This window comes from Billgrantia lactosivorans (genome assembly GCF_003254665.1).
Lineage (GTDB): Bacteria > Pseudomonadota > Gammaproteobacteria > Pseudomonadales > Halomonadaceae > Halomonas > Halomonas lactosivorans.
Genome location: NZ_QHGY01000002.1, coordinates 214,212 through 226,256, shown reverse-complemented (window position 1 = coordinate 226,256; position 12,045 = coordinate 214,212). Strand labels below are relative to the sequence as shown.

The window sequence follows — 12,045 nt, the reverse complement described above, 5'->3', positions numbered from 1 at the left end:
ATCACTCCGGCTTGAAGGTGCTCGGCTCCAGCTCGTGGCGGCTCAGCAGCTTGTAGAAGTCGGTGCGGTTGCGCCCTGCGATGCGTGCCGCCTGGGTCACGTTGCCCTCGGTGATCTTGAGCACCTTGACCAGGTAGCTGCGCTCGAAGCTGGCGCGGGCGTCGTTGAAGGTCGGCAGCGCGCAGTCCTCCGCCGCCAGCGCCTGGGCCACCAGGGCCTCGGGGATCATCGGTGAACGGGTCAGCGCCACGCACTGCTCCACCACGTTGACCAGCTGGCGCACGTTGCCGGGCCAGGCGCTGGTGGCCAGCAGGTTGAGCGCTTCCGGCGAGAACCCCTTGACGAACGGCTTGTGCCGCGCCGCCGCCTGGGCGACCAGGTGGCGCGCCAGCAGCGGCACGTCCTCGGCGCGGTCCTTCAGCGCCGGCAGCTTCAGGTTGACCACGTTGAGGCGGTAGAAGAAGTCCTCGCGGAACTCGCCCTGGTGCATCGCCTGGCTGAGGTCGCGGTGGGTGGCGGAAAGGATGCGCACGTTGACCGGGATCGACTGGGTCGAGCCCAGCGGGCGGATCTGGCGCTCCTGCAGCGCGCGCAGCAGCTTGACCTGCAGCGGCAGCGGCATGTCGCCGATCTCGTCGAGGAACAGGGTGCCGCCCTCGGCGGCCTGGAACAGGCCCTTGTGATCGCTTACCGCCCCGGTGAAGGCGCCCTTGGCGTGGCCGAACAGCTCGCTCTCCAGCAGCTGCTCGGGCAGCGCGCCGCAGTTGATCGCGACGAAGGGGTTGTTGGCGCGCGGGCTGGCGTCGTGGATGGCGCGCGCCAGCAGCTCCTTGCCCGAGCCGGAGGGGCCGGTGATCAGCACGCTGACGTCCGACGAGGCGACCATGCGCGCCTGCTCCAGCACGCGCTCCATCTCGGGGCTGCGGGTGATGATGCTGGCGCGCCAGGCCTCGCTGTCGTCGCCGTTACTGGAAGGCAGGTGGGTCAATGCCTCGTCGATGGCGCTGAACAGCTCGTCGCGATCCACCGGCTTGGTGAGGAAGCTGAACACCCCCTGCTGGGTGGCGTTCACGGCGTCGGGGATGGAGCCGTGGGCGGTCAGGATGATCACCGGCAGCCCCGGCACCTCGCGCTGGATCGCCTGGAACAGGGCGAGGCCGTCCATCTCGTCCATGCGCAGGTCGGAGAGCACGATGTCGGGGCGCTCGGCCGCGAGCTTGCGCAGTGCCTCGGCGCCGCTCTCGGCCGTGGTCACCCGGTAGCCGCGGCTTTCCAGCCGCATGCCGAGAAGACGCAACAGGCTGACGTCGTCGTCGACCAGCAGAACGTGGGCACTGCCTGACTTCGCACCCGACGTGCGCGCCGCCGGCCTGCGAGCCTCATTCTTGCGTGTATCGGTCAATCGAGCCGCTTCCATCACGTCTATCTCCCGTGTTGCCTGGTCGCCCCTCAGGGCGATTGTTGTCGCAGGTTCATGTTCTGCTCGATGGCGGTCAACGCCTCGAGCTTCTTGGAGAGTTCGGCATTCTCGGTCTGCAGGGAAGCCACCTCGGCACGGGCTTCCGTGGTCTTGCTGGCCAGCGAGCGCCGTCCTTCCAGCTCGTTGCGCCAGTAGCGCAGCAGCGGCTGCAGGTCGGCCGGGGCGGCGTGGGTGTGCTCCTGGTAGAGCTCCGCCGCCTGCCGCCACTCCCGCTCGTTGCCCCAGGCCAGGGCCACGGCCCGTGCCAGCTCGCGCTCGGCCTCGCTCCGCTCGTAGGCCGCATCCAGCTCATTCAGCGCCTCCCGGCGCCACTCTCCGTCGCCACGCTGTGACGCCAGGCCGTACGCCACCCAGCTGGGCAGCAGGCAGGCCTCGTTCTCGAACGTCGGCTCCGCGGCACGGCAGGCGGCCGCCGAGGGCGCCTCCGCTTCCGTGCCGGTCCCGCCCTGCTCGGGCAGGTACTGGCAACCGGCCATCAACAGGGCCAGCCCGCCGGCACCGAGAATCTTGCTTGCACAGCAGTTCTTGTTCACCTGCATCGCTCATCGCTCCTTGCGTTGATGCCCACTGCAACGGGCTCTATATTATTGTTTTCCTTGGTCAAGGGAAGCACCTGGCGCGGCAGCGTCAGGCGGAAGCACACGTCGAATTCCCGATCCTCGATCAGCGCCAGGCTGCCGTTCTGGATGCGCGCGCAGTCGGCCGCCACCGAGAGCCCGATTCCCGATCCCTTGAGCGGCCCCTTGCGCCGTGAACGCCCCTGGTAGAAGGGTTCGAACAGGCGCGGCCGGTCATGATCGGCAATGGGTTCGCCGCTGTTGGCCACGTCGAGGATCAGATGCTCGCGGCCGCCATGGGCGCGAATCATCAGCTCGCCGCCATCCTCGCCATAGGCAATGGCGTTGGACACCAGGTTGTCGAGAATGCGCCCCACCGCGGTACGGTCGACCACCCATTCCAGCGGGCCATCGAAGGCGATGACGTGCATACCCTTGTTCTCCAGCGCCAGCCGGTGCTTGGACAGCGTGGTCTTGACCAGCGTGGCCAGGTCCACCTGCTCGAGGCTGATGCGCTGGTTGTGCTGCAGCAGGTTGTAGTCGAGCAGCTGCTCGATCAGGCGCTGCAGCTCGCGGCCGCTGGCATCGATCAGCGTCAGGATCTCGCGCTGGCGGGGGCTCAGCTCGCCGGCGACTCCGTCGGCCAGCAGCGCCGAACCCTCGCGCACGCTGGCCAGCGGCGTCTTCAGCTCATGCGACATGTGGCGCAGGAACTGCTGCTTCTGTGCCTCCAGGTCACTGAGCCGGGTCGACAGCCAGTCGAGGCGGTCGCCGAGCTGCACCAGTTCGGCGGGCCCCTGGATGGTATCGCGGTCGTTGGTCTCCACGCCGCTGCCGATGCTGAGGATGCGGCGTTCGAGCTGGCGCACCGGCCGGATGATCAGCCAGCTGAACAGCAGCATGAGCAGCAGGCTGGCGGAGACCAGGGCCGTGGTCTGCAGCCATAGCCGCGACTGCACGGCTTCCGCTCGCGCACTGATCATCTCGATGCTGGCGTCGATCTGGCGATTGGTGGACTGGCGCATCGCCTCGGTGTGCTCGGCGAACGGCACGAACAGCGACAGCCAGACCTCGAGTGCCTCGGGCTCCAGCTCTGGCAGCTCGGCGAGCAGCAGCAGCTGCTCCTCGAGTGCCTTCACATCGGCGTCATCGGTCAGGAAACGGCGCTGCTGGGCCAGCAGCTCCTCGAATTCGGCGTGGCGCTCGGCATAGAGTTCGAGCAGGCTCTCCTGCTCCAGCACCGCGTACTGGCGCGCGCTGCGCTCCATCTCGACGGCCAGGTTGCTCAGCACCCGGGCGCGCCGGCTCTCCTCCACCGCCTGGCGAGCGCTGACATCCGCCAGGCGAGAGAGTTCGGACAAGGCCTGGCCGGCCTGGTACATGAGGATTCCCAACGGCAGCATTACCACCAGGAATGCCAGCAGCACGAGCTGCAGCAATGAGCGTGGACGCCAGCGGCGCGAGACCCGTTTGGTCATGACCAATGTTCTATTCAGGAGAAGATGAGGGACCACTATATACGTTCCTGAAGGATAACAGAGTTCCACGCTCGGCTACTGCCCCGCCACACCGCCCCGCCGGAAAAAAAAGAGGCCGGCGAACGCCGGCCCAATACGCAGGGAACTGAAGGGGTTGAAAATATAGGCATCGTTCGCCTGGTCGAGCCATGTCCCATACTTTCAGTGGACCCGAGGGTCCCGAAGCCCCGTACCGGCCCAGTGCCACCAGGAGCTGCCGATACGGGCGGGCGGCGAACCACCCGGCTTCGTCCTATGGCGCCACCGCGGGAGGAAACTCACCAGCGCTGGCCCGAAATTCGATCCCCCGAAGGGGATGAGGCATCCTTGCCGGGGCATCCTTGCCCTTCTGGTACCGTTCCTTGCCTGTCGGCGGTACCCGTCTCATCGCAACCTAAGTTACACATCGCGGAGCGAACGCTGATCGTCTTGAAGCCCGGGTCGCACAGGGCATGGGGGGGTGGTGTTACCCGAGCCTCCCGACGGTCCGAAGTGATTCGAGCCGTTTGAATCACTTCTTCGTTGCTCACCATGTATATTGCCATTTGCGTGCCAGGAATCTCGATATGGCTTTAAAATCAACAAAATAAAAAGGATAAAGAGTTGGCATGCCGACATCCGGGCGGGAAAGCGGGACAAAAATCGAGGGATCGGGCCGTTTTTCGTCACCGAAAGGAGACACCGTTTCGAGGAACTCCTCCGTGGTCATGAAAAAACAGGGAGTTGCAGTGTTCCCGTTCGGCGACAACGCGCCTGGCGGCGTTGCCCCGAAGCGACAGCCGCCGCCCGGCTAGCCATCTCCGGGCGGCGGCGAAGCCCCGAACAGCCTGTGACAGGCGCCTAGCGGGGCTCAGGCGAGCGTCTTGACGAGGATCTTCGACTTGCGCGCGTGGTTGTAGGTGTCGCGCCGCAGCGTGGGCAGCGAGTCGATATCCGACGGGCGGAAGCCGTGCTCGACGAACCAGTGGGCGGTATGCGTGGTCAGCACGAACAGCGCCCCGAGCCCGAGCCGGCGCGCGCGCCGCTCGACGCCCGACAGCAGCAGCGCGCCGCGGGCGCCGCCGCGGTAGTCGACGTGGATGGCCAGGCAGGCGAGCTCGCCCATCTCGGCTTCGGCGAAGCAGTGCAGCGCCGCGCAGCCGATGATCATGCCGTCGCGCTCGATCACCAGGTAGTCGTCGATCTCGTGCTCGAGGCGCTCGCGCGAGCGCGGCACCAGCATGCCGCGCCGCTCCAGCGGCTCCAGCAGTTCCAGCAGGCCGGCGATGTCGCCGAGCTCGGCCGGGCGCAGCTGCTCGTAGCGGTGCCGGGTGATCATCGTACCCACGCCGTCGCGGGTGAACAGCTCGCCCAGCAGGGCGTCGTGATCCTGCCACGAGAGCAGATGGGTGCGTGCCACGCCGTGGCGCGCCGCGGCACAGGCGGCGGCGATGTGGCGCGCCTGCTCGCAGCCCGGCTCGATCTGGCCCAGCAGCGGTTCGGCTTCGGCGGGGGTCAGCTGGCGCTGCAGGGCGCCGTTCTCGTCGTAGAGCCCGGCCGCCTCGCCCAGCAGGATCAGCTTGTCGGCGGCCAGCGCCATGGCCGCGTGCTGGGCCACCTCGGCGGCATCCAGGTCGAACACTTCGCCGGTGCTGGAGAAGCCCAGCGGCGGCAGCAGCACCAGCGAGCCGCGATCGAGCAGCCCCTGCACCGCCGAGACCCGCACCCGACGCACCTCGCCGCTGTGGTCGTAGTCGACGCCCTCGCGCACGCCCAGCGGCTTGGCCATCACCAGGTTGCCGGACACGGCCGTCAGCTCGACCCCATGCAGCGGCGTGTTGGGCAGGCCCAGCGAGAGCCGCGCCTCGAGCCACAGGCGCTGCTCGGCGGCGACCCGCTCGACGCAGGCCATGATCGCCTCGTCGGCCACCCAGCGTCCGTCGTGCCGCCGCGGCTCGATGCCCGCCTCGCTGAGTGCCTGCTCCACCTGGGGGCGGATACCGAACACCACCACCAGCCGCACGCCGAGGGTGTGCAACAGCGCCAGGTCCTGGATCAGCTGCTCGCCTCGCCCGCGCGCCATGGCCTCGCCCTCGATCAGGATCACGAAGGTTCGGCCCCGATGTGCGTTGATGTACGGGGAGGAATTGCGGAACCAGTCGACGAAGGGGAAACGAGTGTCCAAGGCCGCTCTCCGGCAGCAGATGAAAGGGAGGATGTATCGGTTTCGACTATATCAGAGCGACGAAAACGGCGGCACCTTCAAGGTGCCGCCGTGTACCGGTCATAACCCCAGCCAGATTTACGTCGCGAGCGATGACAGGCTGGTCGCCGCCGGAGCGCAAAAACCGGAGTGTAGCCTGCTACACGAGGATTTTGACGGTCCGACGCTTCGGCACCGCCGGCGGCCAGAATGTCGAGCGCAGCAGTCAATCAGCCGAAAATGCCCTTGAACATGAAGAAGAACAGTATAGCCAGCCCGGCCCCGGCCGGCAGCGTGATCAGCCACGACATGGCAATGGTGCCGATCACGCGCAGGTTGAGCGCCGCCATGCCACGCGCCAGGCCCACGCCAAGCACCGCGCCCACCAGGGTGTGGGTGGTGGAGATCGGCAGCCCCGTGCCCGAGGCGAGCACCACGGTCAGCGCCGCGGCCAGGGTCGCTGCGAAGCCGCGGCTGGGGGTCAGCTCGGTGATGCCGGTACCCACCGTGGCGATGACCTTGTGGCCGTAGGTGACCAGGCCCACCACGATGCCGCCGCCGCCCAGTACCAGTACCCACCAGGGCACCAGCGCCGACGTCTCGATGGCGCCGCCGTGCTCGACGACACTGATCACCGCCGCCAGCGGCCCCACCGCGTTGGCCACGTCGTTGGAACCGTGGGCGAAGGCCATGGCGCAGGCGGTGAAGATCATCAGCACGCCGAACACCCGCTCCACCCCGGTGAAGCCGAAGTGGTCGCTCTGGCGGCTGCCGGCCTGCACGCGCCGCTCCATCCAGCCGCCCAGCGCCATCATGCCGAAGCCGAACAGCAGCGACAGCAGCAGGTTAGGGCCGAAGCCGAGGTTCAGCCCCATGTGCTTGAGGCCCTTGGTCAGGGTCACCATGCAGATGGCGAAGCCGACCAGCAGCACGTAGAACGGCACATAGCGCTTGGCCGCGGCGAAGGGATCCTTGGCCTCGAAGATCAGGTGCTGCACCGACTTGAACAGGGTGAAGGCGATGGTGCCGGCCAGCAGCGGCGAGACCACCCAGCTGGCGGCGATCTGACCCACCTTGGGCCAGCCCACGGCATCGATGCCGAGCCCCGCCAGGGCGAAGCCGACGATGGCGCCGACGATGGAGTGGGTGGTCGATACCGGCCAGCCCTTCATCGAGGCGATGAGCAGCCAGGTGGCCGCCGCCAGCAGCGATGCCAGCATGCCGTAGACCAGCAGCTGGGGGTCGTGCTCCAGCGCGGCGGGGTCGATGATGCCCTTGCGGATGGTCTGGGTGACCTCGCCGCCGGCGAGCCAGGCGCCGAGGAACTCGAACACCACCGCAATCATGATCGCCTGCTTGATGGTGATCGCCCGGGAGCCGACCGAGGTGCCCATGGCGTTGGCGACGTCGTTGGCACCGACGCCCCAGGCCATGAAGAAACCGAAGAGGCAGGCCAGGATGATGAAGGTATTCGCGTGCTCTGCAATGATCGACATAGGGGGATGGGTCCTATGTGGCTGTCAGGTTGAGAGAGCGCCCCCCGGCGACGCCGGGCGCGGCGTCCTACCGGGCAGTGAGAATCTGGAGGCGGCTGCCGACGCGCTCGGCGCGATCGGAGAGTTCGCCGACCCAGTCGATGATCTTGTAGAGAAAGACCACGTCCACCGGCTTGAGCGTGTCTTCCAGGTCGAAGAGCCGGCGCCGGATGTCGATCTGCTGCTGGTCGGCCTGCTGTTCGAGGATGTGCAGCTCGCGGATCAGGTTCTGCATCACGTCGGAGACATGACGGCCGAAGCCGGACTCCAGCAGGTCCTGGAGTTCTTCCAGCGCCTGGCGTGCCTGGGCGACGCAGGCCACCGCGGTGTGCATGTAGTCGCGCATGGGCTGGGCCAGCTCATCGGGCACCCGCATGCGCCTGCCGAGCATGATCCCGGTGATGTCGCGCACCTTGTTGGCGATCTTGTCCTGCACGCTGATCAGGTCGAGCAGGTCGCTGCGCGAGACGGGCAGGAAGAGGGTGTTGGGCAGGTTGAGGCGCAGCTCGGTCTTGAGGCTGTCGGCCTCGTGCTCCAGCTGCGTGATGGTCTCGCGGACCCTGGCGGCCTCGTCCCAGTCACCGGCCAGCGACGCCTCGAAGAACGGCAATAGCTGATCGGCACACTCGTTGGACTTGGCGATATGCGCCAGCAGTGGCTGGAACGGCGAGCGGCCGAACATCGCCGAGAACGGATTGGATTTGACCATGGCGTAGTAATGCGCTTGTGGAATGGCGGCGCCAGTATAAAGAATGGCACCCTGTCACGTCATCGAAATATTTGATCCCACGATAGTTCCTGACGCGCACTCACACCAGTCAAATAGCAGGAAGAGGCATGAGCGAAGAGATCGAGATGAAGCTGGCACTGGGCGAGACGGGGCCGGAACGCCTGCTGCAGCACCCCTTGCTGCGCGGCGGGGTGGATGGCGCGCAGCGCCTGGCCAACACCTATTTCGATACCCCCGAGGGCGACCTCGAGTCCGCTCGCCTGGCGCTGCGCCTGCGCCGCCGCGACGACAGCTGGATACAGACCCTCAAGGCCAGCGGCGACGGCAGCGGTGGCTACAGCCGGCGCCGCGAGTGGGAGTGGCCGGTGGCGGGCGGCAGCCTCGACCGCGCCGGGCTTGCCGCCCTGCCCCCCATGGCCACGCTGGGTGCGCAGGTACTGGCACGGCTCGAGCCGCGCTTCGCCACCGACTTCGAGCGCCGCCTGTGGCGCCTGGAACTGGCCGAGGCCACCATCGAAGTGGCGCTCGACCAGGGCGAGATACGCGCCGCCGGACGCCGCGTGACGATCAACGAACTGGAGCTGGAGCTCAAGGACGGCGACCCCCAGGCGCTGTGGAGCCTGGCGCTGGCCTTCGCCGAGACGGTTCCCCTGCGCCCCGCCGACGCCAGCAAGGCCGCCCGCGGCAGCGCCCTGCTCGGCGGCCGCTGGACGCTACCCGAAGGAGCCGACGAAGGCGAGCGCCTGCACCGCGCCCTGCTGGCCCTGGATGCCTTGGCCGATACCGGCGACGATGCGTGGAGGGTGACGGCCCGGCAGGCACTGCTGTCACTTGCCGCCAGCGGCGGCGACGATGCCGGCCAGCTCGCCGCCATGCTGGCACAGCGCGACTGGTTCGACGTCGAGTTCGGTCGAACCGCACTGCGCCTGGCACACCGCCTGGCGGCGTGAGTCATTCTCAGCACCTGGCGCCTAGCCGACCATGAGCCACTTGCAGCAGGACGCAAACGCATGACTGAACCGCTCCGACCCGCCGCCGAAGGTGTGCGTACCCGCCTGTTCCAGGTCATCTTCGAGTCCGATACCCCGCTGGCCAAGGGCTTCGACCTGGCCTTGATCCTGATGATCCTGGCCAGCGTCATTGTGGTCATGCTCGATACCGTCGACCCTCTCAGCGCGGCCTATGGCGAATGGTTCTACTGGGTGGAGTGGGGCTTCACTCTCGCCTTCACCGCCGAGCTGCTGGTCCGCCTGTGGATCCTCGACAAGCCGCTGCGCTACCTGCGCAGCTTCTACGGCGTGATCGACGTTATCGCCATCCTGCCTACCTGGTTGATACTGCTGCTACCCGGCGCTCAGACCCTGGTGATCGTGCGCGTGCTGCGCGTGCTGCGCATCTTCCGCGTGCTGCGCCTGATGCAGTTCGTCGGCGAGGGTCGTCTGCTGGTGGAAGCGCTGTTACGCAGTTGGCACCAGATCTTCCTGTTCCTGTTCACGGTATTCCTGCTGGTGACCCTGTTCGCCTCTCTGGTCTACATGATCGAGCCCCCCGAGGCCGGCTTCACCAGCATCCCCAAGGCCATCTACTGGGCCATCGTCACCCTGACCACGGTGGGCTACGGTGACATCGTGCCCGTGACGCCCCTCGGCCAGGCGATCTCGAACCTGGTCATGCTGATCGGCTACTCGATCATCGCCGTGCCCACCGGGGTGTTCTCGGCCGAAGTGATCCGCTCGATTCGCGCTGACCGCTACTCCGATCAGGCCTGCCCCGGCTGCGGCCATGATCGCCACGAAAAACGTGCGCTCTACTGCCTCAAGTGCGGTACCTGGCTGGACGAGGAAACGCAAGACCCGCACCTCGCCGAACCGCCGAGCGACACGCGCAAGGAGTAGCGACTACGAAGCACTCAATCCTGGAACGGCGCCAGGTCGCCGCGCCCCTCGCGCACGATGATCGGCGGCAGCTCGCGCAGGTCGATCACGCTGGTGGGCTCCAGGTGGCAGGCGCCACCGTCGATGATCAGGTCCAGGTGGGCATCGTAGCGCTCGCGGATCTCCTCCGCGTCGGTCATCGGCAGCGCCTCGCCCACCGGGATCAGCGTCACGCTCATCAGCGGCTCGCCCAGGGCCTCGAGCAGGGCACGGGTGATGCGGTGATCGGGCACGCGCACGCCGATGGAGCGCCGCTTGGGGTGCAGCAGCAGGCGCGGCACCTCGGAGGTGGCGTTGAGAATGAAGGTGTAGGCCCCCGGCGTGTTGGCCTTGAGCAGGCGGAACACGCTGTTGTCGACCTTGGCGTAGGTACCGATGTCGGAGAGGTCGGAGCACACCAGGGTGAAGTTGTGCTTGTCGTCCAGCGAACGCAGCCACTTGATCTTCTCGATCGCCTTCTTGTCCCCCAGGTGGCACCCCAGGGCGTAGCCGGAATCGGTGGGGTAGGCGACCACCCCGCCCTGGCGGACGATCTGCACCGCCTGGTCGATCAGGCGCTTCTGCGGGTTTTCCGGGTGGATCTGGAAGAATTGCCCCATGAGTGGCCTCCCTGTCGTCATCGATTTTGTGCTGCCCACTATAGCGCGCCGGAGGCGGGCGCGTCGCAGCCCGCCGCGACGAAGCCGGCCAGGCGCGGGTGCGTCCATACCGGCGGCACCGCGGTGCGCGGCGGCGGGCTCATGCTGCCCGGGGCCAGGTGGCCGCCGGGGAAGTGGAAATCGCTGCCGAGCGAGGCATGCAGCTCCCGCTCGCCGAGCTGGCGGGCCAGGTCGCGGGTAACGTCGGCGTTCTGGAAGCCGCTGACCAGCTCGGCGGCCTGGCCGCCGGCCGCGGCGAAGTCGTCCAGCAGCTGCCCCCGCTTGCGCCGGGTCAGCCCGTAACGCAGGGGGTGCGCCAGTACCGCCACGCCGCCCGCCTCGATCACCCAGCCCACCACCTCGGCCAGTGCCGGCCAGTGCGCCTTGACGTCGCCCGCCTTGCCACTGCCGAGATGCTTGCGAAACGCCGTGCCCACGTCGGGCACCAGCCCCGCCGCCACCAGCGCTCGGGCGAAGTCGGGCCGCCCCAGGGGGCGATGGGGGCCGGCCTGCTCGCGGGCCCTGGCCAGGGCGTCGTCGAGCCCGACCCGCTCCAGGCGTGCGGCGATCTCCTCGGCGCGCGCCGCGCGTGCCACGGCCTGGGCCTCGAGGCCGGCGCCCAGCGCCCCGCGGACCCCCTGCGGCAGCAGCCCCACCACGTGGATGCCGATTCCCTGCCAGCGGGTCGACAGCTCCACCGCCGGCAGCAGGCTCACGCCCAGGCGGCTGGCCGCCTCGCCCGCCTCGGCCACGCCGGCCACGGTGTCGTGGTCGGTCAGCGCCATCAGCCTCACGCCGCGCGCGGCACACAGGGCGGCGACCTCGGCGGGCGCCAGGGCGCCGTCCGAGGCGGTGGAGTGCATGTGCAGGTCGACGCCCAGGGGGGCGGGATCGCCGGCGAAACGCGCGGGCAGGGTGGGCTGTGGCATGACGCAGGCAGGCAACTTTGTCAAAATGATGGCCCATGGTGCGCGCCCGGCGACGGCCGGTCAACGCACGCTTGGAGTCCGCGGTGAAACCGCGCTTGCCCGAGGAACGCTGCGATGCTGTACGCAATTATCAGTGAAGACGTGAAGAACAGCCTGGAGCGGCGTCTGGCCGCCCGCCCCGACCACCTGGCGCGGCTGGAGAAACTGCGCGACGAGGGCCGCCTGGTGCTGGCCGGCCCGCACCCGGCAGTGGATGCCGAGAACCCCGGCGATGCGGGCTTCAGCGGCAGCCTGGTGGTCGCCGAGTTCGACAGCCTCGAGACCGCCCAGGCCTGGGCGGACGCCGACCCCTACATGATCGCCGGCGTCTACGCCAAGGCGACCGTGAAGCCGTTCAAGAAAGTGCTGCCCTGAGCCCCCCGACGAGCGCGCTTATCCACAGGGGTTTTGCTCACAGCTTCTGTGGATAACGCTGTTGAAACGCCGCGGATGGCTTGCCCGATGCGCCATGCCACGCCGCGGTGACGCCATCGATCAGTTTTT

Annotated in this window: 11 protein-coding genes; 3 read left to right on the top strand and 8 right to left on the bottom strand. The window is 67.8% G+C overall.

Going from position 1 to position 12,045, the window contains the following annotated elements:
* Window position 1: 1 nt before the first annotated feature.
* From glrR to DIS04_RS06575, 6 genes are all read right to left on the bottom strand, one after another.
* The gene (gene glrR / locus DIS04_RS06600; RefSeq protein ID WP_245904527.1) at window positions 2-1,282 is read right to left on the bottom strand and encodes a two-component system response regulator GlrR; all 1,281 of its coding nucleotides are present in this window, start codon (window positions 1,280-1,282) and stop codon (window positions 2-4) included.
* A gap of 167 nt (window positions 1,283-1,449) precedes the next feature.
* On the bottom strand, window positions 1,450-2,019 hold the full coding sequence (locus DIS04_RS06595) for a hypothetical protein (RefSeq protein ID WP_245904506.1): 570 nt from the start codon (window positions 2,017-2,019) through the stop codon (window positions 1,450-1,452).
* Complete coding sequence (locus tag DIS04_RS06590) at window positions 2,010-3,515, bottom strand: sensor histidine kinase (protein ID WP_111412987.1); 1,506 nt, start codon at window positions 3,513-3,515, stop codon at window positions 2,010-2,012. Before DIS04_RS06590 ends, DIS04_RS06595 begins: the two co-directional genes overlap by 10 nt.
* 889 nt (window positions 3,516-4,404) lie before the next feature.
* A complete protein-coding gene (gene argA, locus DIS04_RS06585) occupies window positions 4,405-5,718 on the bottom strand; it encodes an amino-acid N-acetyltransferase (RefSeq protein ID WP_111412986.1) in 1,314 nt (437 codons plus the stop codon).
* A gap of 248 nt (window positions 5,719-5,966) precedes the next feature.
* Complete coding sequence (locus DIS04_RS06580) at window positions 5,967-7,232, bottom strand: inorganic phosphate transporter (protein ID WP_111412985.1); 1,266 nt, start codon at window positions 7,230-7,232, stop codon at window positions 5,967-5,969.
* 67 nt (window positions 7,233-7,299) lie between these two features.
* On the bottom strand, window positions 7,300-7,980 hold the full coding sequence (locus DIS04_RS06575) for a TIGR00153 family protein (RefSeq protein WP_111412984.1): 681 nt from the start codon (window positions 7,978-7,980) through the stop codon (window positions 7,300-7,302).
* A 128-nt stretch (window positions 7,981-8,108) separates the two neighbouring features.
* Between DIS04_RS06575 and DIS04_RS06570 the strand changes: the two genes are divergently transcribed.
* Entirely contained in the window at window positions 8,109-8,951 is an 843-nt protein-coding gene (locus DIS04_RS06570; protein WP_111412983.1) for a CYTH domain-containing protein, read from the top strand.
* A 60-nt stretch (window positions 8,952-9,011) separates the two neighbouring features.
* Window positions 9,012-9,896: an ion transporter gene (locus DIS04_RS06565; RefSeq protein WP_111412982.1), complete on the top strand. Its 885-nt coding sequence runs from the start codon at window positions 9,012-9,014 to the stop codon at window positions 9,894-9,896.
* 14 nt (window positions 9,897-9,910) lie between these two features.
* Here DIS04_RS06565 and DIS04_RS06560 read toward each other — a convergent pair whose 3' ends face one another.
* Together DIS04_RS06560 and DIS04_RS06555 are read right to left on the bottom strand one after the other, a co-directional pair.
* Window positions 9,911-10,534 carry an L-threonylcarbamoyladenylate synthase gene (locus DIS04_RS06560; RefSeq protein ID WP_111412981.1) on the bottom strand — a complete coding sequence of 208 codons (624 nt, stop codon included), beginning with the start codon at window positions 10,532-10,534 and terminating at the stop codon, window positions 9,911-9,913.
* Window positions 10,535-10,572: 38 nt separating this feature from the next.
* Window positions 10,573-11,502: a PHP domain-containing protein gene (locus DIS04_RS06555; RefSeq protein WP_111412980.1), complete on the bottom strand. Its 930-nt coding sequence runs from the start codon at window positions 11,500-11,502 to the stop codon at window positions 10,573-10,575.
* A 114-nt stretch (window positions 11,503-11,616) separates the two neighbouring features.
* Between DIS04_RS06555 and DIS04_RS06550 the strand changes: the two genes are divergently transcribed.
* Window positions 11,617-11,916 carry a YciI family protein gene (locus DIS04_RS06550; RefSeq protein ID WP_111412979.1) on the top strand — a complete coding sequence of 100 codons (300 nt, stop codon included), beginning with the start codon at window positions 11,617-11,619 and terminating at the stop codon, window positions 11,914-11,916.
* Window positions 11,917-12,045: the final 129 nt, after the last annotated feature.